This is a genomic window from Pseudomonas sp. S3_C06, assembly GCF_054667675.1.
In genome coordinates this window covers 2,749,264-2,775,649 of sequence record NZ_CP162747.1, presented here as the reverse complement: position 1 = coordinate 2,775,649, position 26,386 = coordinate 2,749,264, and the positions used below count along the sequence as shown (strand labels likewise).

Here is a 26,386-nt window from a genome sequence, read left to right as displayed (position 1 = left end):
GTCACGAGTGCCCGGCGGAATTTTTGTGCATTGTCATGATCCAACGCCCGCGCAGGTCCATTTAACCCAGTGGCCGCTGCACCACAGAATGCGAAAAACCAGGAGCTCTCCATGTTCACCAAGCGTCGTTTGATTATTGTCGCTACTGCCGTGGCCTTGCTGTCCGGCTGCGCCTCGCCTAACCCGTATGACAATCAAGGCCAGGCTGACAGCGGCTCGCAAGGCATGAGCAAAACCGCCAAATACGGCGGCCTCGGCGCTCTGGCCGGTGCGCTCGCCGGTGCTGCCATCGACCACAACAACCGCGGCAAGGGTGCCTTGATCGGCGCCGCAGTGGTGGGTGCTTCCGCTGCCGGTTACGGTTACTACGCCGACCAGCAAGAAAAGAAACTGCGCGCGAGCATGGCCAACACCGGCGTTGAAGTGCAGCGTCAGGGCGACCAGATCAAGCTGATCATGCCAGGCAATATCACGTTCGCCACCGATTCGGCGAACATCGCCTCCAGCTTCTACCAGCCGCTGAACAACCTCGCGGGCTCGTTGAAAGAGTTCAGCCAGAACCAGATCGAAATCGTCGGCTACACCGACAGCACCGGCAGCCGCCAGCACAACATGGACCTGTCGCAGCGTCGTGCGCAGAGCGTGGCGACCTACCTGACCTCGCAAGGTGTCAGCGGTGCCAACCTGTCGGCCCGTGGCGCCGGTCCGGATAACCCGATCGCCAGCAATGGCGATGTGAATGGCCGGGCGCAGAACCGCCGCGTTGAAGTCAACCTGAAAGCGATTCCGGGTCAGCAGTATGGTGGTCAGCAGCAACAGCAGCCGGGTACGGTTCAGCAATATCCGTAACTGAATGCCTGATTGAAGAAATGCCCGATCCTGTGATCGGGCATTTTTTTGTCTGGCCTGTGCCGGCCCCTTCGCGAGCCGGTTCGCTCCCACATTTGAAATGCATTCCCCTGTGGGAGCGAGCCTGCTCGCGAAGGGGCCGCTACCAGCACCGAAGATTACAGACACAAAAAAGCCCCCGGACACATCACTGTCCGGGGGCTTTTTTACCAGCGAAGGCTGATTACTTCTTCAGACCATAATGCTCATCGAGCATGCCCGGCGAGTTCGGAGTCTTCGGTGCGTAGTCACGCGGCGGCTCCTGATCGCGCGGTGGCGTCAGGCGTTCACGTGGCGCGACTGCCGCGTCAGCGTGCAGGGCGGCGATCAGGCGCTGGCGTGTCTGCTCGTCCAGGGCCAGACGATTGGCGCCCTCGGCGAGATGATCCTGCACTTCCTGATAGCTCTGGGTCAGCTTCTTGACCAGCATCGCGGTGCTGTTGAAGTGGGTGACCACCTCGTTTTGATAACTGTCGAAACGCTCCTGGATATCATCCAGTTGACGCTGCGTACGACTCGGCGCGGCGTTCGGCGCAACGCGCGCGATCAGGAATCCAATGGCGACACCCACAACCAGGGCAAGAGTCGGTAACAACCAAACTAAGAGCGAGTGTTCCACGAGTCCTTCCTCTATAAACGGCTTTGCTTTACGTTAACGGCTCGAACCTGCGCTGTATACCGCGATTCACTCGCAATAGATTGGCACAGACAATTTGCTAGACGAGTCGACCCGATTCGAGGTCACGGAGTTCCTTCCTTGCTGATGCGTGAAACCCCTGTAGTGATTGCCGGCCCAGTCGGCCAAATCGAAGCTTTGTACCTCGATAACGAGCAGCCGCGCGGCATCGCGCTGATCTGTCATCCGAACCCGGTGCAGGGCGGCACCATGCTCAACAAGGTCGTTTCGACCCTGCAGCGCACTGCGCGCGACGCCGGCCTGATCACATTGCGCTTCAACTATCGCGGCGTCGGCGCCAGCGAAGGTTCGCACGATATGGGCACTGGTGAAGTCGACGATGCCCAGGCAGCCGCCAAGTGGTTGCGCGAGAAACACCCGGATCTGCCGCTGACCCTGTTCGGTTTCTCCTTCGGCGGATTTGTTGCAGCAAGTCTCGGCGGGCGTCTCGAAGCCCAAGGCGTGCAGCTCAAGCACCTGTTCATGGTCGCCCCGGCAGTCATGCGTCTGGGCGAACAGGATCAACTGCCGCAGCAGGGTGAACTCACGGTGATCCAGCCGGAAACCGACGAAGTCATCGATCCGCAACTCGTTTACGACTGGTCGGAAAAACTCCAGCGCCCCCATGAGCTGCTGAAAGTGGCAGAATGCGGACACTTTTTTCATGGCAAGCTGACCGATCTCAAGGATCTGATCCTGCCGCGTCTCTCGAATTGATTGCAGTCTGACAAGCGATTACCCATGACGAACCGTACCCGTATCCTCACCGGCATCACCACCACCGGCACGCCGCACCTGGGCAACTACGCCGGCGCCATCCGCCCGGCGATCCTTGCCAGCCGCGACAGCAATGCCGATTCGTTCTACTTCCTGGCCGACTACCACGCCCTGATCAAATGCGATGACCCGCTGCGCATCCAGCGCTCGCGTCTGGAAATCGCCGCGACCTGGCTGGCCGGTGGCCTCGATGTTGACCGCGTGACCTTCTACCGCCAGTCCGACATCCCGGAAATCCCTGAGCTGACCTGGCTGCTGACCTGCGTCGCCGCCAAGGGCCTGCTCAACCGTGCGCACGCCTACAAGGCCTCGGTGGACAAGAACGTTGAAACCGGTGAAGACCCGGACGCCGGCATCACCATGGGCCTCTACAGCTACCCGGTGCTGATGGCCGCGGACATCCTGATGTTCAACGCGCACAAAGTGCCGGTCGGTCGTGACCAGATCCAGCACGTGGAAATGGCCCGCGATATCGGCCAGCGTTTCAACCACTTGTTCGGTCAGGGCAAAGAATTCTTCACCATGCCCGAAGCGTTGATCGAAGAAAGCGTGGCGACATTGCCGGGCCTCGACGGTCGCAAGATGTCGAAGAGCTACGACAACACCATTCCGTTGTTCTCCAGCGCCAAAGAGATGAAGGACGCGATCTCGCGGATCGTCACCGACTCCAAAGCGCCGGGCGAAGCCAAGGATCCGGACAACTCGCACCTGTTCACCCTGTTCCAGGCCTTTGCCACACCGGCGCAGGCTGACGAATTCCGTAGCGAATTGTTGGGTGGTCTGGGTTGGGGCGAGGCGAAGAGCCGTCTGTTCCAGTTGCTCGACAACGATCTCGGCGAGGCTCGCGACAAGTATCACCAGTTGATCGAGCGCCCGGCGGATCTGGAAGACATCCTGCAGATCGGCGCCAAGAAGGCCCGTGCGGTGGCAACGCCGTTCCTCAATGAACTGCGCGAAGCCGTTGGCCTGCGCTCTTTCGTCAATCAGGTTCAGGTTGCCGCGACGACCAAGAAGAAAGCCGCGAAAGCCGCGCGTTTCGTCAGCTTCCGTGAAGACGACGGCAGCTTCCGTTTCCGTCTGCTGGCGGCCGATGGCGAGCAACTGCTGTTGTCGCGCAACTTCGCTGACGGCAAAACCGCCGGGCAGGTGACCAAGCAACTGCAATCCGGTCAACCGCTGGACGTGCGCAGCGAAGACCTGAGTTTCAGCGTGTGGCTGGAAGGCGAATGCGTTGGCGACAGCCCGGCATTCGCTGACTCTGCAGCGCGGCACGCGGCCATCGAGGCTTTGCGCATCGCGCTGACCCCGGTTCAGGACTAATCGGCGGCACGGTCCGACCAAGGGCCGATTGCCATTCCCACGGGCCGTCGCTACAGTGACGGCCCGTTTTTGTTGCCTTGCTAACGAATTATGACGCCCCTAGAACGATACCAAGCTGATCTGAAACGCCCGGACTTCTTCCATGACGCCGCGCAGGAAACTGCTGTGCGTCATTTGCAGCGTCTGTACGAGGATCTGATCGCCGCCGATCAGAACAAGCCGGGTCTGCTGAGCAAACTGTTCGGCAAAAAAGATCAGACGCCGGTCAAGGGCCTGTATTTCTGGGGCGGCGTAGGTCGCGGCAAAACTTACCTGGTCGACACCTTCTTCGAAGCGCTGCCGTTCAAGGAAAAGACCCGCACCCACTTCCACCGCTTCATGAAGCGTGTACACGAAGAAATGAAAACCCTCGGCGGCGAGAAAAACCCGCTGACCATCATCGCCAAGCGTTTCGCGACCGAGTCGCGGGTGATTTGCTTCGATGAATTCTTTGTCTCCGACATCACTGACGCGATGATCCTCGGCACGCTGATGGAAGAACTGTTCAAGAACGGCGTGACCCTGGTCGCGACCTCGAACATCGTTCCGGACGGTCTGTACAAGGACGGTCTGCAACGCGCGCGCTTCATGCCGGCCATTGCCCTGATCAAGCAGAACACCGAGATCGTCAACGTCGACAGCGGCGTCGACTATCGTCTGCGTCACCTCGAACAAGCGGAGCTGTTCCACTATCCGCTCGACGAAGCCGCTCACGAAAGCCTGCGCAAGAGCTTCAAGGCACTGACGCCGGAATGCACTGCCGCAGTCGAAAACGATGTGCTGATCATCGAAAATCGCGAAATCCGTGCCCTGCGCACGTGCGACGACGTGGCCTGGTTCGACTTCCGCGAACTGTGCGACGGCCCGCGTAGCCAGAACGACTACATCGAACTGGGCAAGATCTTCCACGCTGTGTTGCTCAGCGGTGTCGAGCAGATGAGCGTCACCACCGACGACATCGCCCGCCGTTTCATCAACATGGTCGACGAGTTCTACGACCGCAACGTCAAGCTGATCATTTCCGCTGAAGTCGAGCTGAAGGATCTGTACACCGGCGGCCGTCTGAACTTCGAGTTCCAGCGCACGCTGAGCCGTTTGCTGGAGATGCAATCGCACGAATTCCTGTCGCGGGCTCACAAGCCTTAAACAGAATCGCGAAACAAAAAAGGGCCTGCAACTGCAGGCCCTTTTTTATGTCCAGAATTCACCGCAATACCCTGTAGGAGTGAGCCTGCTCGCGATAGCGGTGGATCAGTCACATAAATGCTGCATGGACGGACGCAATCGCGAGCAGGCTCACTCCTACATGGGTTTGTGTATGGGCAGAGGGCTACGCAGCCTGCTGAAACTGCTGCCGATACTGATTCGGCGACAATTCAGTATGCTGGCGGAACAACCGCGCAAAGAAGCTCGCATCGTCGTAACCGACCTCATAACTGATGGTCTTGATGCTTTTGCGGCTGCCGGACAACAAGCCTTTCGCCGTCTCGATACGCAGGCGTTGCAAGTAATGCAGTGGCTTGTCACCGGTGGCCGTCTGGAAGCGCCGCATGAAATTGCGGATGCTCATGCCATGCTCGCGAGCGACGTCTTCGAAGCGGAACTTGTCGGCGAAATGCTCTTCGAGCCAGTGCTGGATCTGCAGAATGATCACGTCCTGGTGCAGTTTCTGCCCACCGAACCCGATGCGTCCCGGCGAATAGCTGCGCTGCACTTCGTAAAGGATGTCGCGGGCCACGGCTTGCGCGACGTTGGCTCCGCAGAAGCGTTCGATCAAGTAGATGTAAAGGTCGCAGGCTGACGTGGTGCCGCCGGCGCAATACAAGTTGTCGGCATCGGTCAGGTGCTTGTCCTGATTCAGATAGACCTTCGGAAAACGCTCGGCAAAGGCATTGAAGAAACGCCAGTAGGTGGTCGCTTCCTTGCCGTTGAGCAGGCCGGCCTCGGCCAGCCAGAACACCCCGGTGGCTTCGCCGCACAACACGGCGCCGCGTGAGTGCTGTTCGCGCAGCCACGGCAGGACTTGTGGATAACGGCCGCACAGTGTGTCGAAATCGTCCCAGAACGCCGGGAGGATAATGACATCGGCGTTTTCCAGGCCGCCGTCGACCGGCATCACGACGTCACTGAAGCTGTTCACCGGTTTGCCGTCGGGGCTGACCAGGCGTGTTTCGAACGCCGGAGTCAGGCCGTGGCCCAGTTGTTTGCCATAACGCAGGCTGGCCAGATGGAAGAAATCCTTGGCTTGCATGAGAGTGGAAGCGAAAACCCGGTCGATTGCCAGGATGCTGACGCGCCGCAAGGGCGTGGAGACTTGCTTGGACATAATTCAACTTTTGTTTTGTTTTTATAAGGGAAAGTGGTCACCAGACGGCTGGATCGTCTTATTTTTTGTCGGATGTGTCCAGTGTCCTGTGTCGGAGGGGAGGCTTAGTCTCTGAAGGTCATCTCCCTCCAACAAGAAAGAAAGGTGCCGCATGATCCCCAGAACCTTGTTCAGCTCCGAGCACGAATTGTTTCGCGACAGCGTACGAACCTTCCTCGAAAAAGAGGCCGTGCCGTTTCATGCGCAATGGGAGAAACAAGGCTATATCGACCGCAAACTCTGGAACAAGGCAGGCGAGGCGGGAATGCTCTGCTCGCACCTGCCGGAAGAGTACGGCGGGCTGGGGGCAGATTTTCTCTACAGTGCCGTGGTGATCGAAGAGGTCGGTAGATTGGGTTTGACCGGGATCGGCTTTTCGCTGCACTCGGACATTGTCGCGCCGTACATCCTGCATTACGGCAGCGAAGCGCTGAAGCACAAATACCTGCCGAAACTGGTTTCGGGCGAGATGGTCACGGCCATCGCCATGACCGAGCCGGGTGCCGGTTCCGACCTGCAAGGCGTGAAGACCACCGCCGTGCTGGACGGTGACGAGTATGTGATCAACGGTTCGAAAACCTTTATCACCAACGGCTTTCTCGCGGACCTGGTGATCGTGGTCGCCAAGACCGATCCAAAGGCCGGCGCCAAGGGCACCAGCCTGTTTCTGGTGGAAGCGAATACGCCGGGCTTCGACAAGGGCAAGCGCCTGGAGAAGGTCGGCATGAAGGCGCAGGACACCTCCGAGTTGTTCTTCCAGGATGTGCGCGTGCCCAAGGAAAACCTGCTCGGGCAGGCTGGGGCAGGGTTTGCTTATCTGATGCAGGAGTTGCCGCAGGAGCGTCTGACCGTGGCGATCGGTGGCCTCGCCTCAGCCGAAGCAGCGTTGCAGTGGACGCTCGATTACACCCGTGATCGCAAAGCGTTCGGCAAGGCGATTGCCGACTTCCAGAACACGCGCTTCAAGCTGGCCGAGATGGCCACGGAAATCCAGATCGGCCGAGTGTTCGTCGACAAGTGTCTGGAGTTGCACCTGCAAGGCAAGCTGGATGTGCCGACAGCGGCGATGGCCAAGTATTGGGGCACCGACCTGCAATGCAAGGTGCTCGACGAATGCGTGCAATTGCATGGCGGCTACGGCTTCATGTGGGAATACCCGGTGGCCCGGGCGTGGGCGGATGCGCGGGTGCAGCGGATTTACGCCGGTACCAATGAAATCATGAAGGAGATCATTGCGCGGTCGCTTTGATGATCGTTCCCACGCTCTGCGTGGGAATGCCGCCGGGGACGCTCCGCGTTCCGCTTTGGTGGTGATCTGATCGGCCTCTTCGCGAGCAGGCTCGCTCCCACAGGGGATCACCGTACCTGTGGGAGCGAGCCTGCTCGCGAAGCTTTTAGCGTTCAATCAAGGCGCTGGGTTCGGGTGATCCTTGTGAATCGCCTCGATCCCTTCCAGCACTTCATCCGAGAGCTTCAGATCGAAGCTGGCAATGTTGCTGTCCAGTTGTTCAAGCGTGGTCGCACCAATGATATTGCTGGTGACAAACGGCTGCTGCGTCACGAACGCCAACGCCATTTGCGCTGGATCCAGACCGTGTTCACGGGCCAGCGCCACATAGCGGCTGCATGCTGCTTCCGACTGCGCATTGAAATAGCGGCTGAAGCGACTGTAGAGACTCAGACGACCTTTCGGCGGACGCGCGCCACCTTCGTATTTACCCGACAGGAAACCAAACGCCAGCGGCGAATAGGCCAGCAGGCCGCATTGTTCGCGGATGGCGATTTCCGCCAGACCCACTTCAAAACTGCGGTTAAGCAGGTTGTACGGGTTCTGGATCGACACCGCGCGCGGCCAGCCACGGGCTTCGGCCAAGGCGAGAAAACGCATGGTGCCCCACGGCGTTTCGTTGGACAGACCGATGTGGCGGATCTTGCCGGCCTTCACCTGTTCGTCGAGCGCTTCGAGGGTATCTTCCAGTGGGGTCAGGTTCGCTTCGATCTTGTGCTTGTAGCCCAGCTGTCCGAAAAAGTTGGTGCTGCGTTCCGGCCAGTGCAATTGGTATAGATCGATGTAGTCGGTCCGCAGGCGCTCGAGGCTGGCATCCACCGCTGCGGTGATGTGCTGGCGGTTGTGGCGCAGGTTTTTGTCGCGGATGTAGTCGATGGTGTTGCCGGGGCCGGCGATCTTGCTGGCGAGGATCCAGTCGGCGCGGTCGCCGCGACTTTTGAAGTAATTGCCGATGTAGCGCTCGGTGGTAGCGTAGGTTTCGGCTTTTGGCGGCACCGGGTACATCTCGGCGGTGTCGATGAAATTGATCCCGGCTTCCTTGGCCCGTTCGATCTGGGCGAAGGCTTCAGCTTCAGTGTTTTGCTCGCCCCAGGTCATGGTGCCGAGGCAGATTGCACTCACGTTCAGGTCGGTACGGCCTAGCTGGCGATAGTCCATCGGGTGCTCCTTGGGCAAAACAATCATAAAAGCAGGTTGAAATATTTTTCGCAATCTGCATAATTGCCGACCTCTTTCTGCAGTGGAAGTGATGCGCCGCCGCCGAAGAATCTTGCCGTTGAACGGACGCGCCGACCCGAGCCCCCGAAAGCGTCTGTATCCGGCTGCCTTTGACTTGTCAAAGTACGCACTATTCAGTAAGATCCGCCGTCTAATTTACAGGGCGGCCCCTGAGGCTATAAAGAATGAAAACTTTTACTGCTAAACCGGAAACAGTAAAGCGCGACTGGTTTGTCGTCGACGCTGCTGGTCAGACCCTGGGTCGTCTGGCCACCGAAATCGCGAGCCGTCTGCGTGGCAAGCACAAGCCTGAGTACACTCCTCACGTTGACACCGGCGACTACATCGTCGTAATCAACGCTGAGCAGATTCGTGTTACCGGTGCTAAAACCACTGACAAAATGTACTACTCCCACTCCGGTTTCCCGGGCGGCATCAAGTCGATCAACTTTGAAAAGCTGATCGCTAAAGCCCCTGAGCGCGTGATCGAGACCGCGGTTAAAGGCATGCTGCCTAAAAACCCACTGGGTCGCGACATGTACCGTAAGCTGAAAGTCTATGCGGGCGCTGCACACCCACATACTGCTCAGCAGCCCCAAGAACTGAAGTTTTAACGGAATAGTACATTATGTCGGCGACTCAAAATTACGGCACTGGCCGTCGCAAGACCGCAACCGCACGCGTTTTCCTGCGTCCGGGTACTGGTAACATCTCCATCAACAACCGTTCGCTGGAAAACTTCTTCGGCCGTGAAACTGCCCGCATGGTAGTTCGCCAGCCGCTGGAGCTGACTGAGACTGTCGAGAAGTTCGACATCTACGTCACCGTGATCGGTGGTGGTGTAAGTGGTCAAGCTGGCGCAATCCGCCACGGCATCACTCGCGCTCTGATGGACTACGACGAAACCCTGCGTGGCGCTCTGCGCAAAGCTGGCTTCGTTACTCGCGACGCCCGTGAAGTTGAACGTAAGAAAGTTGGTCTGCGTAAAGCGCGTAAGCGTCCGCAGTACTCGAAGCGTTAATTCCGCTTCCGCGTTCAAAAAGAACGCCCGCCTCCTCACGGAAGCGGGCGTTTTTTTATGCCTGTGATTTATCAAAGAATTGCGCTGCGACAACTTGCCACTTCCGTAGACCCCCTATACTGCAAGGCTTGAGGGTAAGAGCTCCGGGTAATTCCCTTGTCAGAATTGGGGCTTTTCATTACCATTCGGCAAAATTTTTATAAGTAACATTGATTTATTTAGTAGATGCCTGATTTAACAGGCCACAAAAGCTGATGGGAGAGGACTGAATGAGCAATGACGGCGTGAATGCAGGCCGGCGTCGCTTCTTGGTAGCAGCCACATCCGTGGTGGGTGCTGCAGGAGCGGTGGGGGCTGCGGTCCCGTTCGTGGGGTCATGGTTTCCCAGTGCCAAGGCGAAAGCCGCCGGTGCACCGGTGAAAGTGAATGTCAGCAAAATCGAGCCAGGACAGCAGATGATTGCTGAGTGGCGCGGCCAGCCGGTGTTCATTGTCCGCCGTACCGAGGAAATCCTGGGGAATCTCAAAAAGATCGAGGGCCAGCTCTCCGATCCAACCTCCAAAAACTCCACGCAACCTACCTATGTCGACCCTGAAGTGCGTTCGATCAAGCCGGAAATTCTGCTGCTGATCGGGATCTGCACACACCTGGGTTGCTCACCAACTTTCCGTCCCGAAGTGGCACCTGCGGATCTGGGCAAAGACTGGGTCGGTGGCTATTTCTGCCCTTGCCACGGCTCCCATTACGATCTGGCTGGCCGCGTCTACAAGTCGCAACCTGCGCCTTTGAACCTGCCAGTTCCGCCGCATTCCTATGAGACCGATGACCTGATCATCATTGGTACTGATCCGGAGAAAGCGTGATGAGCAAGTTCATGGATTGGGTTGATGCGCGCTTTCCTGCGACAAAAATGTGGGAAGACCATCTCAGCAAGTATTACGCTCCAAAAAACTTCAACTTCTTCTATTTCTTCGGCTCTCTGGCGCTGCTGGTTCTGGTCAATCAGATCGTCACCGGTGTCTGGCTGACGATGAGTTACACGCCGTCGGCGGAAGAAGCCTTCGCTTCCGTCGAGTACATCATGCGCGACGTCGAGTACGGCTCGATCTTGCGTCTGCTGCACTCGACTGGCGCTTCGGCGTTCTTCATCGTGGTTTATCTGCACATGTTCCGTGGCTTGCTCTACGGTTCGTACCAGAAACCGCGCGAGCTGGTCTGGGTCTTCGGCATGCTGATTTATCTGGCGCTGATGGCCGAAGCGTTCATGGGTTATCTGCTGCCGTGGGGTCAGATGTCTTACTGGGGGGCCCAGGTGATCATCTCGCTGTTCGGTGCGATTCCGGTCATCGGCAACGACCTGACCCAGTGGATTCGTGGTGACTACCTGATCTCCGGGATCACCCTGAACCGCTTCTTCGCCTTGCACGTTGTCGCGCTGCCGATCGTGATTCTCGGTCTGGTGGTGCTGCACATTCTGGCGCTGCACGAAGTCGGTTCGAACAACCCTGACGGCGTCGACATCAAGAAGCACAAAGACGAAAACGGCATCCCGCTGGACGGCATTGCCTTCCACCCGTACTACACCGTGAAAGACATTGTCGGCGTTGTAGTGTTCCTGTTTATCTTCTGCTTCATTGTGTTCTTCTTCCCGGAAATGGGCGGCTACTTCCTCGAAAAACCAAACTTCGAGCAAGCCAACCCGTTCAAGACACCAGAGCATATCGCGCCGGTTTGGTACTTCACACCGTTCTACGCCATCTTGCGTGCGATCCCGGACAAGCTCATGGGCGTTATCGCCATGGGGGCGGCGATTGCGGTGTTGTTCGTGCTGCCGTGGCTTGATCGCAGTCCGGTGAAATCGATGCGCTATAAAGGCTGGATGAGCAAAATCTGGCTGGTGGTGTTCTGCATTTCGTTCGTGATTCTGGGTATTCTCGGTGTGCTTGCGCCGACCCCGGGGCGAACCCTGTTGTCGCAGGTCTGCACCTTCCTGTACTTCGCCTACTTCATTCTGATGCCGTTCTACACCCGGCTCGAGAAGACCAAACCGGTTCCGGAAAGGGTGACTGGCTGATGAAAAAGTTATTTTTTGCTCTGATTTTTGCTGCGTTGCCTGTCTTGTCGTTCGCTGCTGAACACGGTGGTCCGGAGCTGGAAAAAGTCGACATCGATGTCTCCGACAAAGCTGCCCTGCAGGACGGTGCGCGCACCTTTGCCAACTATTGCATGGGCTGCCACAGTGCCAAGTTCCAGCGTTATGAGCGCGTCGCCGATGACCTCGGTGTGCCGCACGAACTGATGCTGGAGAAGCTGGTGTTCACCGGTGCCAAGATCGGTGATCACATGACCATCGGCATGCAGCCGGCGGACGCCAAGACCTGGTTCGGCGCGGCACCACCGGATCTGACCCTGGTTGCTCGCGTGCGTGGCACCGACTGGCTCTACGGTTACCTCAAGTCGTTCTACGAAGATCCGGCACGCCCATGGGGTGTGAACAACAAGGTCTTCCCGAACGTCGGCATGCCTAACGTGCTGGTCGGCCTGCAAGGTCGTCAGGTCGTGGGTTGCAAACAGGTGCAGATCGTCGAAGACGGCAAGAAGCAATATGATCCGCTGACCGGTACGCCTCTGACCCATGAAGCGTGCGATCAACTGACCATCGTGCCGAAATCCGGTGCTCTGAACGAAGAGCAGTTCGATGAGAAGGTCAAGAATCTGGTAACCTTCCTGGCTTACTCGGCTAACCCGGTTAAGCTGCAACATCAGCGCATCGGTACTTACGTCTTGCTGTACCTGGCGTTCTTCTTTGTGTTCGCCTACCTGCTCAAGCGTGAATACTGGAAAGACGTGCACTGATACGCTTCAAGCATTGCTGTTAATCGCGCGCGCCCAAGGGCGCCTCCGGTAACGCAAGATCTGGCTCGCCAGGTGTTGTGGGAGGCGCCCTCTGGGCGCGCGCGTTTTTCCGGTTCCGACAAATTCAACAAGCGAGGAGGATCGCCATGGGCGTGACCAATCGGTTGGCCTGTTACTCCGACCCCGCCGACCACTATTCCCACCGAGTGCGCATTGTGCTTGCAGAGAAGGGTGTCAGCGCCGAGATCATTTATGTGGAAGCTGGTCGCCAGCCGCCTAAACTGATTGAGGTAAACCCTTACGGCAGTCTGCCGACGCTGGTCGATCGTGACCTGGCGTTGTGGGAGTCGACCGTGGTGATGGAATATCTGGATGAGCGTTACCCGCACCCGCCGTTGATGCCGGTTTACCCGGTGGCGCGTGCCAACAGCCGTTTGCTGATTCACCGCATTCAGCGCGACTGGTGTGGTCTGGTGGATCTGATTCTGGATCCCAAGTCCAAGGAGGCTGCGCGTGTCGTGGCGCGCAAGGAATTGCGTGAAAGCCTGACGGGCGTGTCGCCGCTGTTTGCCGACAAGCCGTTTTTCCTCAGTGAGGAACAAAGTCTGGTGGATTGCTGCCTATTGCCAATACTCTGGCGTTTGCCGATTCTGGGTATTGAACTGCCGCGGCCAGCCAAGCCGCTGCTTGATTATATGGAGCGCTCGTTTGCGCGTGAGGCTTTCCAGGCGAGTCTGTCTGGTGTCGAACGCGATATGCGCTAAGGCTTAAGGAGCCGCTATGAACTCCAGTCGACCTTATCTGGTCCGCGCGCTCTATGAGTGGATTGTTGATAACGATTGCACCCCGCACATGCTGGTCAATTCCGAGTACCCGGCAGTGCAAGTGCCGCAGGGTTTCGCCAGTGACGGGCAGATTGTCCTGAACATTTCTCCGAGTGCCGTGCGTCATCTGCACATGGACAACGACGTGGTGACCTTCGAAGGTCGCTTCGGTGGTGTCCCGCACAGCTTGTACGTACCGATCAGCGCGATCCTGGGGATCTACGCCCGGGAGAACGGTCAAGGCATGGTGTTCGATCTCGAGTCGCCGATGGATGACGAAGAAGAGATCGAGTCGGATGACGACTTGCCGCCACCGGACAGCGAACCGCCGCGCCCTAGCGGCCGGCCTAGTTTGAAAGTGGTGAAGTAATAAAAAAGGCGATCCGGATGGATCGCCTTTTTTGTGTGCGCGTTTCGGCTGTCAGTCGATGTATTCGAACAGCTTGACGATTTTCTGCACGCCGGAAACACCCTGCACCAGATTGGTTGCCTGGGTGGCTTCCTGTTTGGTCAGCAAGCCCAGCAGGTAGACGATACCGTTCTCGGTCACGACCTTGATGCGCGAGCCAGGGATGCTGGCGTCGGTGAGCATCTGCGTCTTGATCTTGGACGTCAGCCAGGTGTCGTTCTGGCGCGCCAGGAAGCCGGACGGCGGTATGACTTGCAGTTCGTTATGAACGGTTTTTACCCGTTGGACCGCCGCTGCTGCCTGTTCGGCTTTGGCTTTCAGGTCTGCGCGAGGTGTCTGGCCGGCCAGCAGTACGACACCGTTGAAGCTGGTGACGACGATGTGCGAATCGTTGTCCAGGGCCGGGTCGGCTTTGGCTACGTTCACGCCCACTTTGGTTTCAATCAACGAGTCGTCGATCTTGCTGCCGAAGGTGCGGGTGCCACGATCGTCGTCGATCGGTGCTTCACGGCTGGCGTTCACCACCGAGGTGCAGCCGCTGATGCCGAGGCACAGGGTCAAGGCCAGAAGGCCAAGGCGATTAGGGGTCATTCTTCACTCCCGAACAGTTGGCTGTCGATCAGATCGCAAAGGCAATGGATCGCCAGCAAGTGGACTTCTTGAATACGTGCGGTGACGTTGGCCGGTACGCGAATCTCGACGTCCTCGGGCAGCAGCAGCGACGCCATGCCGCCGCCATCGCGACCGGTCATAGCTACGACAATCATTTCGCGATCATGTGCGGCCTGGATCGCTTGAATAATGTTCGCCGAGTTGCCGCTGGTCGAAATCGCCAGCAAGACATCGCCTGGCTGACCGAGTGCGCGGATCTGTTTGGAGAACACTTCGTTGTAGCTGTAGTCGTTGGCGATCGAAGTGATCGTCGAGGTGTCGGTGGTCAGGGCGATCGCCGGCAGGCTCGGGCGCTCGCGCTCGAAGCGGTTGAGCAGCTCGGAAGAGAAGTGCTGGGCATCGCCGGCCGAGCCGCCATTGCCGCACGAAAGCATTTTGCCTTCGTTGAGCAGGGCGTTGACCATGATCTGGCTGGCTTGCTCGATGTGCGGTGCAAGTACGTCCATCGCCTGTTGCTTGGTGTCGATACTGGCCTGGAAAAGCTGGCGAATTCGGGATTGCATGTCCATCTGTGTGACCTTAAGTAGCGCGGCTGTCCGGCACATGAATGTGCAGCCCGCAAAGCAAAGAGCAAAATTTGTCGGTGGAATTGTCCGGGTCGCAACGCCGACGATCAACTGTCGAAAGCATTCTGCAACCAGTTCAGCTGATCCGGATGGCTGTCGATGGCCACCACGTCGAAGCGGCAGGGGGAATTGGCCCAACGCGACTCGCGCTGAAGAAAATACTGCGCAGCGAAAATCAGTTTCTGCTGCTTGCGCTCATCGATGCTAGCGAGCGCGCCACCCCATTGAGTGTTTTTTCTGTAGCGAACTTCAACGAATACTACTGTATCGCCATCAAGCATGACCAGATCAAGCTCGCCGCGTTTACAAAACCAGTTCTGCGCCAGCAGGCGCAGACCTTGTTGTTGCAGATGCTCGAGCGCCTGGCGCTCGGCATCCTTGCCGCTTTGCGAGCGTGACCTGTCGGGCATCAGCGCGGGGTGTCCGGCAGGCGCTGCACCTGACCGCTGACGAACTGCGCCCAAGGCAACTGACGCACAACGCGTTGGGTCTGGGTCATGCCGAGGCTGCCCGACTCACCGTCGATACGGCTGTCCGGCAGTGCTTTGAGCTGGCCCAGGCGCGGTGCCAGACGATAGGCGTCCACGCCCATGGCGTACAGACGGCCGAGGCTGCCGGCGGCTTGCGGCCACTGCGCAACCACTTGCTGGCGCAGTGGGTCGCTGCTGTCTAGCAGCCACGGGGTTTCGCAGAAGCGAATGCCGTTCATGTCGTTGTACTGGTTGATGTCGCCGCTGGCGCTGTAAACGTGCGAGGTCGCGTAAACCGGAACGTCACCGGCATACTGGAAGTTCAGGGTCGGCTTGATCTGCTGTGCCTGTTGCGGCGTGGCAGCAAGGAAGATGAATTCGATGTCCTGACGGCGCGAAGGCTGCGCGGCTACGTTGGTGCCGGCGGCGTTCTGCAGGCTCTTGGCGCGGGCTTCGCTCTGACGCAGCTGGAACATGTCGGCAATCTGCTGAGCCAGTTGCACCGGCTGATCAACGCGTTCGGTCGCTACGATGCTGCCGCCGTTAGCCTGCCAGTCCTGGCTGAACGCGCGCAGTACGCGGTCGCCCCATTCGCCTTTCGGCACCATGATGGCGGCGCGGTGCAGGCCATCGGCACGGGCACGACGCGAGACTTCGCGAGCTTCGTCTTCAGCAGCCAGACCGAACTGGAACAGTTGCGCCGGGCCTTGATCGCCTTCGCTGTAGTTCAGCGCCAGGGTGGTGATCGGCAGTTGCGGACGGGTGCTCAGCTGTTTGACCAGTGGTTTTTCCAGCGGACCGACGACCAGTTGCACGCCATCAGCCTGAGCCTTGCGGTAGAACTCGTCCATCGAAGTCAGCTTGGAACTGTCGTAGAACTCGATAGCTGGCGGTTTCTGCCCGGCCTGTTGAGCCTGGTAGTGCGCAGCCATGAAGCCTTCGCGCAGTGCTTTACCGACCGCTGCCAATTGGCCGTCCTGTGGCAGCAGCAGGGCGATCTTGCTCAGTGGCTGGCTGGCCAGTTCCTTGAGTTTGGTCAGTGGCAACGGCAGGTTGATCGCCGCCGGGTGCTTTGGATTCTGCGCGCGCCAGGTGTCGATCGCGGCTTGCTGCTGTTCCAGAGTGCCAGCGGATTTTACCGCCATGGCCAGGCCCATCCAGCCGCCGAGATCGTCGGTGCTGTTCGGTTGCAGTTGATCGGTTGGCAGCGAGCCAATCAGGGTCCAGATCGCTTCGTGGTTCTTGCTCGCGGCTTCGCCTTGCAGCATCGGCGCGATAAACACGCGCTCGCGGGCGGCAGCCAAAGTCTGGCCATCGGCTTCAAGGGCGCGGGCGTGTACGGTGCCGGTGCGCACTTGCTGCTCTTCAGGCATCTCGCCCAAATGTTGCAGGCTTGGATGGCTCAGGGCAGTCAGCGCGGCTTTCGGCTGATTGCGGGTCATGGCCAGCTCGGCATTCAAGGTGCTGGCGAAAATCTGCTGGCCGGGCTTGAGTTGCTCCATCGGCACTTGTTGCAGGATTTGCGCGGACTGTCCGGCGTTGCCCTGACGATAAGCCAGGTCCGCAGCGCTGAGGCGCAGCAGGGCGGCTTTTTCCGGGGTTTTCGCCTGGCTAGCCTGTTCGAGCAATTGCTCGATGCTGGCATCCGGGGTCCGTGGAAGTTCGCCAAGGCTGGAGGAAGGGGAGCTGGCGCAAGCCGCCAACAAGGCAGCGAGGCAGAGGGCAGTGAACAGCCGCAGGCAAGCGATCATGTAAGTGTTCCTGATACTCGATCAAATTAGCGTCGAATTGTACCCAAGCACTGGCCGGGGCGCGATGTTACTGGCGTGAATCGGACAATTTAGCTGGAGTAAATGTTGCGGCGGCGCACAACGGCGTGCAAAACCGGGCTCGGCTTGAGCGCATCGCAAGCCTCGTGACGCGCTACAATGGCCGCTTTTACCGATCACGAGGTGTGCGCTTTGACTGCTCCAGGTTCCCTGAATTCCGCTGCTGGCTCGCTTTATGTGGTGGCGACGCCCATCGGCAACCTGGACGACATCAGCGCCCGGGCATTGAAGATTCTTCGTGAAGTGGCATTGATCGCTGCCGAAGACACCCGCCACTCGGCGCGGCTGATGCAGCACTTCGGGATTGGCACGCCGCTGGCTGCCTGTCACGAACACAATGAACGAGATGAAGGTAGCCGCTTTATTACCCGTCTGCTGGCGGGCGATAACGTCGCGCTGATTTCCGATGCCGGTACGCCACTGATTTCCGATCCGGGTTATCACCTCGTGCGTCAGGCCCGTGCGGCCGGAATCAATGTAGTCCCGGTGCCCGGCGCCTGTGCGCTTATCGCGGCGTTGTCGGCGGCCGGTCTGCCGTCTGACCGTTTCATCTTCGAAGGTTTTCTGCCGGCCAAATCGGTCGGACGCAAAGCGCGACTGGAAGCGGTTAAAGAAGAGTCGCGCACGCTGATCTTCTATGAAGCACCGCACCGCATTCTTGAATGCCTGCAGGATATGGAAGCAGTGTTCGGCGCTGAGCGTCAGGCATTGCTCGCCCGGGAAATCACCAAAACCTTTGAGACGCTAAAAGGTCTGCCGCTGGCTGAGTTGCGCGCGTTCGTCGAATCCGACAGCAATCAGCAGCGCGGCGAATGTGTCGTGTTGGTGGCAGGCTGGACTGCGCCGGAGTCCGAAGACGCAGTCAGCAGCGAAGCGATGCGCATCCTCGATCTGCTCCTCGAAGAAATGCCGCTCAAGCGTGCCGCCGCGTTGGCAGCGCAGATCACCGGTGAGCGTAAAAACGTCCTGTATCAGGTCGCGCTGGATAAACAGAAAGGCGTGTAAGCCGTCGCCCATAGCGGTCTTGAGGCTTTTAGCGCTTGTTCTTCGGGCGCTCTGCCGTTAACCTTCGCGGCGGAGAGTCGATCGGACAGTCGCTGCCCTCTATGAAAATTAGGGGGGAGGAAAGTCCGGGCTCCATAGGGCGAAGTGCCAGGTAATGCCTGGGAGGCGTGAGCCTACGGAAAGTGCCACAGAAAATAACCGCCTAAGCGCTTCGGCGCCGGTAAGGGTGAAAAGGTGCGGTAAGAGCGCACCGCACGTCTGGCAACAGTTCGTGGCTAGGTAAACCCCACTTGGAGCAAGACCAAATAGGGTCCCAAGGCGTGGCCCGCGCTGGGACCGGGTAGGTTGCTAAAGATGTCCAGTGATGGCCATCGTAGACGAATGACTGTTCAAGACAGAACCCGGCTTACAGATCGGCTCTCCACCTTTTTCTTTCCCTGCTTGAATCATTGGCAACAGGGCTGTGTAATATCAGCAGGCCTGCTCTGAAAGTTCGGCAGCGGCAAATGCCAGTAATAGCCATTTCCCACCTCGCTTCAATCAACAGCAGAAGCGCTTTTGTAATACCGAAAAAATCTTACTCTTAACAAATTACTTTAACTTTCGAGCGCAGCTGTCAGTGCTGCATCAAGTTATGGGTCGAAACTCTCCGCCAGATTGTCGTTACTCCTCCTTTTAAGCTCCTAAATCTCCGTTCTGTAAGGGTTTTCCTTTAATCCGCGCCTTGACGGTGTGGTGGGCGCATTCCTATAGTGTGCGCAAGTGGCGGAAAGTGGCATGAAGTGGGTTTTTTGAGCTCAAAACGATAAAAATTGGAGAAACGCAGACGTGTTTCGCGGAGCTAACGCTATCAGTCTCGACGCAAAGGGCCGTCTCGCCATGCCGAGCCGGTACCGTGACGAGCTCGATTCGCGCAGTTCTGGCCAATTGATCGTGACCATTGATGCCGTTGATCCGTGTCTGTGTGTCTATCCGCTCGACGAGTGGGAAATTATTGAAACCAAGTTGCGCGCGCTTCCTTCGCTTCGCGAAGAGAACCGTCGCTTGCAACGTTTGCTGATTGGTAATGCCGTCGACCTCGAACTCGATGGCAGTGGTCGTTTTCTGGTTCCACCGCGTCTGCGCGAATACGCCAAGCTCGATAAGCGCGCGATGCTGGTAGGCCAACTGAACAAGTTCCAATTGTGGGACGAGGATGCATGGAACGCGGTATCTGCCGCTGACCTTGCTGCCATTCAACAACCGGGCGCGATGCCTGATGAACTGCGTGATTTGATCCTGTGACTATTGATAGCGGCTTTAACCACATCACCGTACTGCTTGACGAAGCCGTCGAGGCTCTCGCCGTACGTCCTGATGGCTGCTATCTGGACGGTACGTTCGGGCGCGGCGGACACAGCCGGCTGATCCTCAGCCAGCTCGGCACGGACGGTCGGCTCATCGGATTCGACAAAGATCCACAAGCGATTGCCACCGGGCAAACGCTAGCGGCCGAAGACGGCCGCTTTGTCGTTGTGCAGCGCAGCTTTGCCGAGCTCGGTTCGGTGGTTGCCGAGCAAGGTCTGAGCGGCAAGGTCAGCGGCATTCTGCTCGACCTCGGCGTGTCTTCGCCGCAGCTCGACGACGCTGAACGCGGCTTCAGTTTCCTCAACGATGGCCCGCTGGACATGCGCATGGATCCGTCCCGTGGCATCAGCGCTGCCGAATTCGTCAACACCGCGCCGGCTGAGGAAATCGCCCGGGTGTTCAAGGAATATGGCGAAGAACGTTTCTCCGGTCGCATGGCGCGCGCCGTCGCCGAGCGCCGCGATATCAAACCGTTCGAGCGCACTGCCGATCTGGCCGAAGTATTGAAAGTCGCCAACCCGGCATGGGAAAAGGGCAAGAACCCGGCCACCCGTGCGTTCCAGGGTTTGCGCATTCACGTCAACAACGAATTGGGCGATCTGGAAGCCGGCCTCGAAGCCGCGCTGGACGCACTGGAAATCGGCGGCCGTCTGGTCGTGATCAGCTTCCACTCGCTGGAAGACCGCATCGTCAAACTGTTCATGCGCAAGCTGGTGAAAGGCGAAGCCGACAACCTGCCGCGCAACCTGCCGGTTCGCCATGTCGCGTTCGAACCGAAAATCAAAGTCCATGGCAAAGCGCAGACGGCCTCCGACGCCGAACTCAAAGCCAACCCACGTTCCCGTAGCGCCGTCATGCGCGTCGCGGAGAAGCTGCGGTGAGCAAGCTTTTCGCCAAGCCATTGCCCGGCGGCAGCTTTCTGATGCTGCTGCTGTTTGTCGGCGTGCTCGTCTCGGCCATCGCCGTGTCGTACAGCGCGCACTGGAACCGGCAGTTGCTCAACACCCTTTATAACGAACTCAGCGTGCGCGACAAGGCGCAGGCCGAGTGGGGTCGTCTGATTCTCGAACAGAGCACCTGGACCGCGCACAGCCGTATCGAAGTGCTGGCCACCGAACAACTGAAAATGCATATCCCTGGCGCGGCTGACGTGAAGATGGTGGCGCCATGATGAAACTCGAAGGTGCACTGTTCCCATGGCGCTTCCGCCTGATGGTGGCGCTGCTCGGCATCATGGTCGCGGCGATCTGCTGGCGCATCATCGACTTGCAAGTGGTTGACCGTGACTTCCTCAAAGGTCAGGGCGACGCGCGCAGCCTGCGTCACATTCCCATTCCCGCTCACCGTGGTCTGATCACCGACCGTAACGGCGAGCCGTTGGCCGTGAGTACCCCGGTGACCACGCTGTGGGCCAACGCCAAGGAAATGCAAACGGCGAAAGAGAAGTGGCCGGCACTCGCCGCCGCGCTGGGTCAGGATCCGAAAGCCCTGACCGAACGCCTCGAAGCCCAGGCCAACAAAGAATTCATTTATCTGGTGCGCGGGCTGACCCCCGAGCAGGGCCAGGCTGTGCTCGATCTGAAAGTGCCGGGCGTTTATGGCATCGAAGAATTCCGCCGGTTCTACCCGGCCGGTGAAGTCACCGCACACATGGTCGGTTTTACCGACATCGATGACCACGGTCGTGAAGGTGTCGAACTGGCCTATGACGAATGGCTCGCGGGGGTACCGGGCAAACGACAGGTCATCAAGGATCGGCGCGGTCGGCTGATCAAGGATGTCCAGGTCACCAAAAACGCCAAGGCCGGCAAGCCCTTGGCGTTGTCCATTGACCTGCGCCTGCAATACCTGGCTAACCGCGAACTGCGTAACGCGATCATCGAGAACGGCGCCAAGGCCGGCAGTCTGGTGATCATGGACGTCAAGACCGGCGAGATTCTGGCCATGGTCAACCAGCCGACCTACAACCCGAACAACCGTCGCAACCTGCAGCCGGCAATGATGCGTAACCGCGCGATGATCGACGTGTTCGAACCGGGTTCGACCATGAAAGCCATCTCGATGGCCGCTGCAATCGAAACCGGCCGCTGGAAACCGAGCGACACCGTCGAGGTGTATCCGGGCTCCCTGCAGATCGGCAAGTACACGATCAAGGACGTCTCCAAGAGCGAAGGTCCGGTGCTCGACCTGACCGGCATCCTGATCAATTCCAGTAACGTCGGCATGAGTAAGGTCGCGTTCGATATCGGCGGCGAAACGATTTTCCGCCTCGCGCAGAAAGTCGGCCTCGGCCAGGACACCGGCCTCGGCTTCCCGGGCGAACGTGTCGGCAACCTGCCGAACTACCGCGATTGGCGCAAGGCTGAAACCGCAACGCTTTCTTACGGCTACGGTATTTCCGTGACCGCGATTCAACTCGTCCACGCGTTCTCGGCACTGGCCAACAACGGTCGTCTCGCACCGCTGACCCTGATCAAAACCGACAAGCCACCGCAGACCACGCAAGTGCTGCCGGAAGCCGTGGCGAAAACCCTGCAAGGCATGCTCACCCAGGTGATCGAAGCGCCGCGCGGCGTGTTCCGTGCGCAGGTGCCGGCGTATCACGTGGCGGGCAAGTCGGGTACCGCGCGTAAGACTTCGGTGGGCACCAAGGGCTACGCGGAAAACTCTTACCGCTCGCTGTTCGCCGGTTTCGGTCCGATGAGCGATCCGCGATACGCGATTGTTGTGGTGATCGATGAGCCGTCCAAGGCCGGTTACTTCGGTGGTCTGGTTTCCGCGCCGGTGTTCAGCCGTGTGATGTCCGGCACCCTGCGCCTGATGAACGTAACGCCGGACAACCTGCCGACGACGCAACAAGCCAACGCTACCCCGGTCGTTCCGCTGAAAGCCAATGGAGGGCGCGGCTGATGTCATTAAGTCTGAACAAGATATTCCCACACGCCGGCCACGATCTGTTGATCCGTGAATTGGCGCTGGACAGCCGCAACGTACGCGCGGGCGACCTGTTCCTCGCCGTGCCTGGCGGCAAATTCGATGGCCGTGCGCACATTGCCGATGCCCTGCAACGTGGCGCGGCGGCTGTAGCTTATGAAGTCGAAGGCGCCACCGTGCTGCCGATCACTGACGTGCCGCTGATTCCGGTCAAAGGCCTGGCAGCGCAGCTGTCGGACATTGCCGGGCGTTTTTACGGCGAGCCAAGTCATCACCTGAATCTGATCGGCGTGACCGGCACCAACGGCAAGACCAGCGTGACCCAATTGGTCGCGCAGGCGCTGGATTTGCTCGGCCAGCATTGCGGCATCGTCGGCACCTTGGGTTCCGGCTTCTATGGCGCACTGCAAAGCGGTCTGCACACCACACCGAATCCGATCGCCGTGCAAGCGACCCTGGGCGACCTGAAAAAGGCCGGCGCCAAAGCCGTGGCCATGGAAGTGTCGTCCCACGGTCTCGATCAGGGCCGCGTCACTGCCTTGGCATTCGATGTCGCGGTGATGACCAACCTGTCCCGCGATCATCTGGATTATCACGGCAGCATGGAGGCGTACGCCGAGGCCAAGGCCAAGCTGTTCGCCTGGAATGATCTGAAGTGCCGCGTGGTCAACCTCGACGACGATTTCGGCCGGCAACTGGCCGCTGAAAAACGTGAGTCGCGGCTGATCACCTACAGCCTGCTCGACAGCAGTGCGTACCTGTTCTGCCGCGAAGCGCAGTTTGACGACCACGGTGTGCGCGCCACATTGGTGACGCCGCAGGGCGAGCATCATCTGCGCAGCACACTGCTCGGTCGCTTCAACCTGAGCAACGTTCTGGCGGCAGTCGGCGCGCTGCTCGGTCTGGATTACGCGCTCGACGAAATTCTCAAAGTACTGCCGAAACTCGAAGGCCCGGCCGGTCGCATGCAGCGTCTGGGTGGTGGTACGCAGCCGTTGGTAGTGGTCGATTACGCCCACACCCCGGACGCGCTGGAAAAAGTACTGACCGCGTTGCGCCCGCACGTCAAAGGTCAGCTGCTGTGCCTGTTCGGCTGCGGCGGTGATCGTGATCGTGGCAAACGTCCATTGATGGCCGAAGTGGTCGAGCGTCTGGCCGATCAAGTGCTGGTCACCGACGACAACCCGCGTACTGAAGACCCCGCAGTGATTTTCGATGACATCCGCGCCGGTTTCGCGGCTGTGGATAAAGTCACCTTCGTCGCCGGCCGTGGTCAGGCGATTGCGCAACTGGTCGCTGGCGCGTCCGCCGAAGACGTGATTGTCCTGGCCGGTAAAGGTCACGAGGACTATCAGGAAATCAACGGCGTGCGTCATGCCTTCTCTGATCTGGTCGAGGCCGATCACGCCCTGACCGCTTGGGAGGTGGCCCATGCTTAAGGCCCTCAAACTCAGCGAACTGACCAACGCGCTCGACGCCCGTTTGATCGCCGCCGATGCCAGCTTCGACGGCGTCAGCATCGACAGTCGCGCGATCCAGCCAGGCCAACTGTTTATTGCGTTGACCGGGCCGCGCTTCGACGGTCATGACTATTTGAACGATGTCGCTGGCAAAGGCGCCGTTGCCGCGCTGGTCGAGCGTGAAGTCGCCGACAGCACGCTGCCGCAACTGCTGGTCAAAGACACCCGTCAGGCCCTCGGCCAATTGGGGGCCTTGAACCGTGCCGCGTTCACTCAGCCAGTCGCTGCCATCACTGGCTCCAGCGGCAAGACCACGGTCAAGGAAATGCTCGCGAGCATCCTGCGCACGCGCGGTCCGGTGCTGGCGACCCGTGGCAATCTGAACAACGACCTCGGCGCACCGCTGACCCTGCTCGAACTGGCCCCGGAACACACTTCGGCGGTGATCGAACTGGGCGCCTCGCGTCTGGGTGAAATCGCTTATACCGTCGGCCTGACCAAGCCGCACGTGGCGATTTTGAATAACGCCGGCACCGCGCACGTCGGTGAGTTTGGCGGGCCGGAAAAAATCGTCGAAGCCAAAGGCGAAATCATCGACGGCCTGGCGGCGGATGGCGTCGCCGTACTCAACCTCGATGACAAAGCCTTCGGTATCTGGAAGACCCGTGCGGGCGCTCGCAAGGTGCTGACTTTCGCCCTGAGCAACACTCAGGCGGACTTCTACGCCAGCGACCTGAGCACCGATGCTCGTGGTTGCCCGGCCTTCAATCTGCACACACCTGAAGGTGTCGAGCGCGTTCAACTGAATCTGCTCGGCACGCACAACGTCGCCAATTCCATGGCCGCCGCCGCTGCCGCTCACGCCTTGGGCGTGTCGCTGTTCGGCATCGCCACCGGGCTTGGCGCCGTGCAACCGGTCAAGGGTCGCACCGTCGCGCAACTGGCGAAAAACGGTATGCGCGTGATCGATGACACTTACAACGCAAACCCCACCTCGATGTGCGCGGCCGTTGATATACTCGCCGGCTTTTCCGGCCGCACCGTCCTGGTGCTCGGAGATATCGGCGAGTTGGGCGATTGGGCGGAGCAGGGGCACCGCGACGTGGGCGAGTACGCCCGGGGCAAGGTTTCCGCGCTTTATGCCGTCGGGCCAAACATGGTTCACGCCGTAAACGCTTTCGGTGAACAGGCGCATCACTTCGGCAGCCAAGCCGAACTGATTCAGGCCCTCGACGCCGAGCAGGACACAAACACCACCATTTTGATCAAGGGTTCGCGCAGTGCAGCGATGGAAAACATCGTAGCGGCTCTGTGCGGGTCCAGTCTGGAGAAACATTAATGCTGCTGCTGCTAGCGGAGTATCTGCAACAGTTCTACAAAGGCTTCGCGGTCTTTCAGTACCTGACCCTGCGCGGGATTCTCGGTGTGCTGACCGCGCTGGTTTTGTCGCTGTGCTATGGCCCGTGGATGATCCGCACCCTGCAGAACCGTCAGATCGGCCAGTCCGTTCGTAACGATGGTCCGCAATCGCACCTGTCCAAGTCGGGCACCCCGACCATGGGCGGCGCACTGATTCTGTCTTCGATCGGCGTCAGCACCTTGCTTTGGGCTGACCTGAGCAACCGCTACGTCTGGACTGTTTTGCTGGTGACCTTGCTGTTCGGCGCCATTGGCTGGGTCGACGATTACCGCAAAGTCATCGAGAAGAACTCCCGTGGCCTGCCAAGTCGCTGGAAGTATTTCTGGCAGTCGGTGTTCGGCCTCGGCGCAGCGATCTTCCTTTATATGACTGCTTCCACGCCGGTGGAAACCACGCTGATTCTGCCAATGCTCAAGGACTACAGCATTCCGCTGGGCCTCGGTTTCATCGTGCTGACTTACTTTGTGATCGTCGGTTCGAGCAACGCGGTCAACCTGACTGATGGCCTCGACGGTCTGGCGATCATGCCGACCGTGATGGTTGGCGGCGGCCTCGGCATTTTCTGCTACCTGTCGGGTAACGTGAAATTCGCTGAGTACCTGCTGATTCCCTACGTGCCGGGCGCGGGTGAGCTGATCGTGTTCTGCGGCGCGCTGATCGGTGCCGGTCTCGGTTTCCTGTGGTTCAACACCTATCCGGCGCAAGTGTTCATGGGTGACGTCGGTGCGCTGGCACTCGGTGCGGCACTGGGCACCATCGCCGTGATCGTCCGTCAGGAAATCGTCCTGTTCATCATGGGCGGCGTGTTCGTGATGGAAACCCTGTCAGTCGTCATTCAGGTTGCGTCCTTTAAGCTGACCGGTCGCCGTGTGTTCCGCATGGCACCGATCCACCACCATTTTGAACTCAAGGGCTGGCCCGAGCCGCGCGTGATTGTCCGCTTCTGGATCATCACCGTGATTCTCGTGCTGATCGGCCTTGCCACCCTGAAGCTGAGGTAGA

Annotated in this window: 27 protein-coding genes and 1 other RNA gene; 21 read left to right on the top strand and 7 right to left on the bottom strand. The window is 59.1% G+C overall.

Features of this window, described 5'->3' with window-relative positions; translation table 11 throughout:
• Positions 1 to 111: 111 nt before the first annotated feature.
• On the top strand, positions 112 to 849 hold the full coding sequence (locus AB4N44_RS12140; RefSeq protein WP_127929722.1) for an OmpA family protein: 738 nt from the start codon (positions 112 to 114) through the stop codon (positions 847 to 849).
• 223 nt (positions 850 to 1,072) lie between these two features.
• On the opposite strand, the gene AB4N44_RS12135 is transcribed toward AB4N44_RS12140, so the two are convergent.
• Positions 1,073 to 1,507 (bottom strand): Z-ring associated ZapG family protein, encoded by a 435-nt coding sequence (locus tag AB4N44_RS12135; RefSeq protein ID WP_007917055.1) that lies wholly within the window; start codon positions 1,505 to 1,507, stop codon positions 1,073 to 1,075.
• A gap of 144 nt (positions 1,508 to 1,651) precedes the next feature.
• Between AB4N44_RS12135 and AB4N44_RS12130 the strand changes: the two genes are divergently transcribed.
• From AB4N44_RS12130 to zapE, 3 genes are all read left to right on the top strand, one after another.
• Positions 1,652 to 2,281 (top strand): alpha/beta hydrolase, encoded by a 630-nt coding sequence (locus AB4N44_RS12130; protein WP_160042580.1) that lies wholly within the window; start codon positions 1,652 to 1,654, stop codon positions 2,279 to 2,281.
• A gap of 24 nt (positions 2,282 to 2,305) precedes the next feature.
• Positions 2,306 to 3,661 carry a tryptophan--tRNA ligase gene (locus tag AB4N44_RS12125; RefSeq protein ID WP_460108819.1) on the top strand — a complete coding sequence of 452 codons (1,356 nt, stop codon included), beginning with the start codon at positions 2,306 to 2,308 and terminating at the stop codon, positions 3,659 to 3,661.
• A 90-nt stretch (positions 3,662 to 3,751) separates the two neighbouring features.
• Positions 3,752 to 4,846 carry a cell division protein ZapE gene (gene zapE / locus AB4N44_RS12120; RefSeq protein WP_127929720.1) on the top strand — a complete coding sequence of 365 codons (1,095 nt, stop codon included), beginning with the start codon at positions 3,752 to 3,754 and terminating at the stop codon, positions 4,844 to 4,846.
• 184 nt (positions 4,847 to 5,030) lie between these two features.
• Here zapE and AB4N44_RS12115 read toward each other — a convergent pair whose 3' ends face one another.
• Positions 5,031 to 5,927 carry a GlxA family transcriptional regulator gene (locus tag AB4N44_RS12115; RefSeq protein ID WP_174245138.1) on the bottom strand — a complete coding sequence of 299 codons (897 nt, stop codon included), beginning with the start codon at positions 5,925 to 5,927 and terminating at the stop codon, positions 5,031 to 5,033.
• Positions 5,928 to 6,177: 250 nt separating this feature from the next.
• Between AB4N44_RS12115 and AB4N44_RS12110 the strand changes: the two genes are divergently transcribed.
• Positions 6,178 to 7,314, top strand: a complete 1,137-nt coding sequence (locus AB4N44_RS12110) for an acyl-CoA dehydrogenase family protein (RefSeq protein ID WP_007917034.1) — start codon at positions 6,178 to 6,180, stop codon at positions 7,312 to 7,314.
• 156 nt (positions 7,315 to 7,470) lie between these two features.
• Here AB4N44_RS12110 and AB4N44_RS12105 read toward each other — a convergent pair whose 3' ends face one another.
• A complete protein-coding gene (locus tag AB4N44_RS12105; protein WP_127929718.1) occupies positions 7,471 to 8,511 on the bottom strand; it encodes an NADP(H)-dependent aldo-keto reductase in 1,041 nt (346 codons plus the stop codon).
• Between the two features lie 245 nt (positions 8,512 to 8,756).
• Here AB4N44_RS12105 and rplM point away from each other — a divergent pair, with 245 nt between their 5' ends.
• From rplM to AB4N44_RS12070, 7 genes are all read left to right on the top strand, one after another.
• The gene (gene rplM / locus AB4N44_RS12100; RefSeq protein WP_007917032.1) at positions 8,757 to 9,185 is read left to right on the top strand and encodes a 50S ribosomal protein L13; all 429 of its coding nucleotides are present in this window, start codon (positions 8,757 to 8,759) and stop codon (positions 9,183 to 9,185) included.
• Between the two features lie 14 nt (positions 9,186 to 9,199).
• Entirely contained in the window at positions 9,200 to 9,592 is a 393-nt protein-coding gene (gene rpsI / locus AB4N44_RS12095; RefSeq protein WP_008080273.1) for a 30S ribosomal protein S9, read from the top strand.
• A 269-nt stretch (positions 9,593 to 9,861) separates the two neighbouring features.
• Positions 9,862 to 10,455, top strand: a complete 594-nt coding sequence (gene petA / locus AB4N44_RS12090; protein ID WP_127929717.1) for a ubiquinol-cytochrome c reductase iron-sulfur subunit — start codon at positions 9,862 to 9,864, stop codon at positions 10,453 to 10,455.
• Positions 10,455 to 11,666: a cytochrome b gene (locus AB4N44_RS12085; RefSeq protein WP_038361054.1), complete on the top strand. Its 1,212-nt coding sequence runs from the start codon at positions 10,455 to 10,457 to the stop codon at positions 11,664 to 11,666. Before petA ends, AB4N44_RS12085 begins: the two co-directional genes overlap by 1 nt.
• Complete coding sequence (locus AB4N44_RS12080; protein WP_008080280.1) at positions 11,666 to 12,448, top strand: cytochrome c1; 783 nt, start codon at positions 11,666 to 11,668, stop codon at positions 12,446 to 12,448. Before AB4N44_RS12085 ends, AB4N44_RS12080 begins: the two co-directional genes overlap by 1 nt.
• Positions 12,449 to 12,594: 146 nt before the next feature.
• Positions 12,595 to 13,212, top strand: coding sequence for a glutathione S-transferase N-terminal domain-containing protein (locus AB4N44_RS12075; protein WP_007917025.1), 618 nt, complete (start codon positions 12,595 to 12,597; stop codon positions 13,210 to 13,212).
• 16 nt (positions 13,213 to 13,228) lie between these two features.
• Positions 13,229 to 13,642, top strand: a complete 414-nt coding sequence (locus tag AB4N44_RS12070) for a ClpXP protease specificity-enhancing factor (RefSeq protein ID WP_007917024.1) — start codon at positions 13,229 to 13,231, stop codon at positions 13,640 to 13,642.
• A 51-nt stretch (positions 13,643 to 13,693) separates the two neighbouring features.
• On the opposite strand, the gene AB4N44_RS12065 is transcribed toward AB4N44_RS12070, so the two are convergent.
• From AB4N44_RS12065 to AB4N44_RS12050, 4 genes are all read right to left on the bottom strand, one after another.
• The gene (locus tag AB4N44_RS12065) at positions 13,694 to 14,272 is read right to left on the bottom strand and encodes a BON domain-containing protein (RefSeq protein ID WP_007917023.1); all 579 of its coding nucleotides are present in this window, start codon (positions 14,270 to 14,272) and stop codon (positions 13,694 to 13,696) included.
• Positions 14,269 to 14,862, bottom strand: a complete 594-nt coding sequence (locus AB4N44_RS12060; RefSeq protein WP_007917022.1) for a phosphoheptose isomerase — start codon at positions 14,860 to 14,862, stop codon at positions 14,269 to 14,271. Before AB4N44_RS12060 ends, AB4N44_RS12065 begins: the two co-directional genes overlap by 4 nt.
• 104 nt (positions 14,863 to 14,966) lie before the next feature.
• Positions 14,967 to 15,329 carry a YraN family protein gene (locus tag AB4N44_RS12055; RefSeq protein WP_127929715.1) on the bottom strand — a complete coding sequence of 121 codons (363 nt, stop codon included), beginning with the start codon at positions 15,327 to 15,329 and terminating at the stop codon, positions 14,967 to 14,969.
• Complete coding sequence (locus AB4N44_RS12050) at positions 15,329 to 17,140, bottom strand: penicillin-binding protein activator (RefSeq protein ID WP_127929714.1); 1,812 nt, start codon at positions 17,138 to 17,140, stop codon at positions 15,329 to 15,331. The genes AB4N44_RS12055 and AB4N44_RS12050 overlap by 1 nt, the downstream gene beginning before the upstream one ends.
• Before the next feature lie 177 nt (positions 17,141 to 17,317).
• On the opposite strand from AB4N44_RS12050, the gene rsmI reads away from it, so the two are divergent.
• The 9 genes from rsmI to mraY all read left to right on the top strand — a co-directional run bounded on the left by rsmI (position 17,318) and on the right by mraY (position 26,385).
• Positions 17,318 to 18,223 (top strand): 16S rRNA (cytidine(1402)-2'-O)-methyltransferase, encoded by a 906-nt coding sequence (rsmI, locus tag AB4N44_RS12045; protein ID WP_460108820.1) that lies wholly within the window; start codon positions 17,318 to 17,320, stop codon positions 18,221 to 18,223.
• A gap of 73 nt (positions 18,224 to 18,296) precedes the next feature.
• Positions 18,297 to 18,648, top strand: an RNA gene (gene rnpB / locus AB4N44_RS12040) — RNase P RNA component class A.
• Positions 18,649 to 19,051: 403 nt separating this feature from the next.
• The gene (gene mraZ / locus AB4N44_RS12035; protein WP_007917012.1) at positions 19,052 to 19,507 is read left to right on the top strand and encodes a division/cell wall cluster transcriptional repressor MraZ; all 456 of its coding nucleotides are present in this window, start codon (positions 19,052 to 19,054) and stop codon (positions 19,505 to 19,507) included.
• Entirely contained in the window at positions 19,504 to 20,451 is a 948-nt protein-coding gene (rsmH, locus tag AB4N44_RS12030) for a 16S rRNA (cytosine(1402)-N(4))-methyltransferase RsmH (protein ID WP_008082779.1), read from the top strand. The genes mraZ and rsmH overlap by 4 nt, the downstream gene beginning before the upstream one ends.
• Positions 20,448 to 20,741, top strand: coding sequence for a cell division protein FtsL (gene ftsL, locus AB4N44_RS12025; RefSeq protein ID WP_095123194.1), 294 nt, complete (start codon positions 20,448 to 20,450; stop codon positions 20,739 to 20,741). The genes rsmH and ftsL overlap by 4 nt, the downstream gene beginning before the upstream one ends.
• Positions 20,741 to 22,480, top strand: a complete 1,740-nt coding sequence (locus AB4N44_RS12020; protein ID WP_174245137.1) for a peptidoglycan D,D-transpeptidase FtsI family protein — start codon at positions 20,741 to 20,743, stop codon at positions 22,478 to 22,480. Before ftsL ends, AB4N44_RS12020 begins: the two co-directional genes overlap by 1 nt.
• Positions 22,480 to 23,943: a UDP-N-acetylmuramoyl-L-alanyl-D-glutamate--2,6-diaminopimelate ligase gene (locus AB4N44_RS12015; RefSeq protein ID WP_460108821.1), complete on the top strand. Its 1,464-nt coding sequence runs from the start codon at positions 22,480 to 22,482 to the stop codon at positions 23,941 to 23,943. The genes AB4N44_RS12020 and AB4N44_RS12015 overlap by 1 nt, the downstream gene beginning before the upstream one ends.
• A complete protein-coding gene (locus tag AB4N44_RS12010; RefSeq protein WP_160041770.1) occupies positions 23,936 to 25,303 on the top strand; it encodes a UDP-N-acetylmuramoyl-tripeptide--D-alanyl-D-alanine ligase in 1,368 nt (455 codons plus the stop codon). The genes AB4N44_RS12015 and AB4N44_RS12010 overlap by 8 nt, the downstream gene beginning before the upstream one ends.
• A complete protein-coding gene (mraY, locus tag AB4N44_RS12005; RefSeq protein ID WP_007917000.1) occupies positions 25,303 to 26,385 on the top strand; it encodes a phospho-N-acetylmuramoyl-pentapeptide-transferase in 1,083 nt (360 codons plus the stop codon). The genes AB4N44_RS12010 and mraY overlap by 1 nt, the downstream gene beginning before the upstream one ends.
• The last annotated feature ends 1 nt before the right edge of the window (position 26,386 follow it).

Coding starts and splice junctions, on each gene's coding strand:
- AB4N44_RS12070 (WP_007917024.1), top strand. CDS start 13,229: ATGAACTCCAGTCGACCTTATCTGGTCCGCGCGCTCTATGAGTGGATT.
- AB4N44_RS12065 (WP_007917023.1), bottom strand. CDS start 14,272: ATGACCCCTAATCGCCTTGGCCTTCTGGCCTTGACCCTGTGCCTCGGC.
- AB4N44_RS12055 (WP_127929715.1), bottom strand. CDS start 15,329: ATGCCCGACAGGTCACGCTCGCAAAGCGGCAAGGATGCCGAGCGCCAG.
- rplM (WP_007917032.1), top strand. CDS start 8,757: ATGAAAACTTTTACTGCTAAACCGGAAACAGTAAAGCGCGACTGGTTT.
- AB4N44_RS12110 (WP_007917034.1), top strand. CDS start 6,178: ATGATCCCCAGAACCTTGTTCAGCTCCGAGCACGAATTGTTTCGCGAC.
- AB4N44_RS12015 (WP_460108821.1), top strand. CDS start 22,480: ATGTCATTAAGTCTGAACAAGATATTCCCACACGCCGGCCACGATCTG.
- rsmI (WP_460108820.1), top strand. CDS start 17,318: ATGGCCGCTTTTACCGATCACGAGGTGTGCGCTTTGACTGCTCCAGGT.
- zapE (WP_127929720.1), top strand. CDS start 3,752: ATGACGCCCCTAGAACGATACCAAGCTGATCTGAAACGCCCGGACTTC.
- AB4N44_RS12075 (WP_007917025.1), top strand. CDS start 12,595: ATGGGCGTGACCAATCGGTTGGCCTGTTACTCCGACCCCGCCGACCAC.
- AB4N44_RS12050 (WP_127929714.1), bottom strand. CDS start 17,140: ATGATCGCTTGCCTGCGGCTGTTCACTGCCCTCTGCCTCGCTGCCTTG.
- AB4N44_RS12130 (WP_160042580.1), top strand. CDS start 1,652: ATGCGTGAAACCCCTGTAGTGATTGCCGGCCCAGTCGGCCAAATCGAA.
- AB4N44_RS12085 (WP_038361054.1), top strand. CDS start 10,455: ATGAGCAAGTTCATGGATTGGGTTGATGCGCGCTTTCCTGCGACAAAA.
- AB4N44_RS12010 (WP_160041770.1), top strand. CDS start 23,936: ATGCTTAAGGCCCTCAAACTCAGCGAACTGACCAACGCGCTCGACGCC.
- mraY (WP_007917000.1), top strand. CDS start 25,303: ATGCTGCTGCTGCTAGCGGAGTATCTGCAACAGTTCTACAAAGGCTTC.
- AB4N44_RS12080 (WP_008080280.1), top strand. CDS start 11,666: ATGAAAAAGTTATTTTTTGCTCTGATTTTTGCTGCGTTGCCTGTCTTG.
- rpsI (WP_008080273.1), top strand. CDS start 9,200: ATGTCGGCGACTCAAAATTACGGCACTGGCCGTCGCAAGACCGCAACC.
- AB4N44_RS12105 (WP_127929718.1), bottom strand. CDS start 8,511: ATGGACTATCGCCAGCTAGGCCGTACCGACCTGAACGTGAGTGCAATC.
- AB4N44_RS12020 (WP_174245137.1), top strand. CDS start 20,741: ATGAAACTCGAAGGTGCACTGTTCCCATGGCGCTTCCGCCTGATGGTG.
- AB4N44_RS12060 (WP_007917022.1), bottom strand. CDS start 14,862: ATGGACATGCAATCCCGAATTCGCCAGCTTTTCCAGGCCAGTATCGAC.
- petA (WP_127929717.1), top strand. CDS start 9,862: ATGAGCAATGACGGCGTGAATGCAGGCCGGCGTCGCTTCTTGGTAGCA.
- AB4N44_RS12125 (WP_460108819.1), top strand. CDS start 2,306: ATGACGAACCGTACCCGTATCCTCACCGGCATCACCACCACCGGCACG.
- AB4N44_RS12140 (WP_127929722.1), top strand. CDS start 112: ATGTTCACCAAGCGTCGTTTGATTATTGTCGCTACTGCCGTGGCCTTG.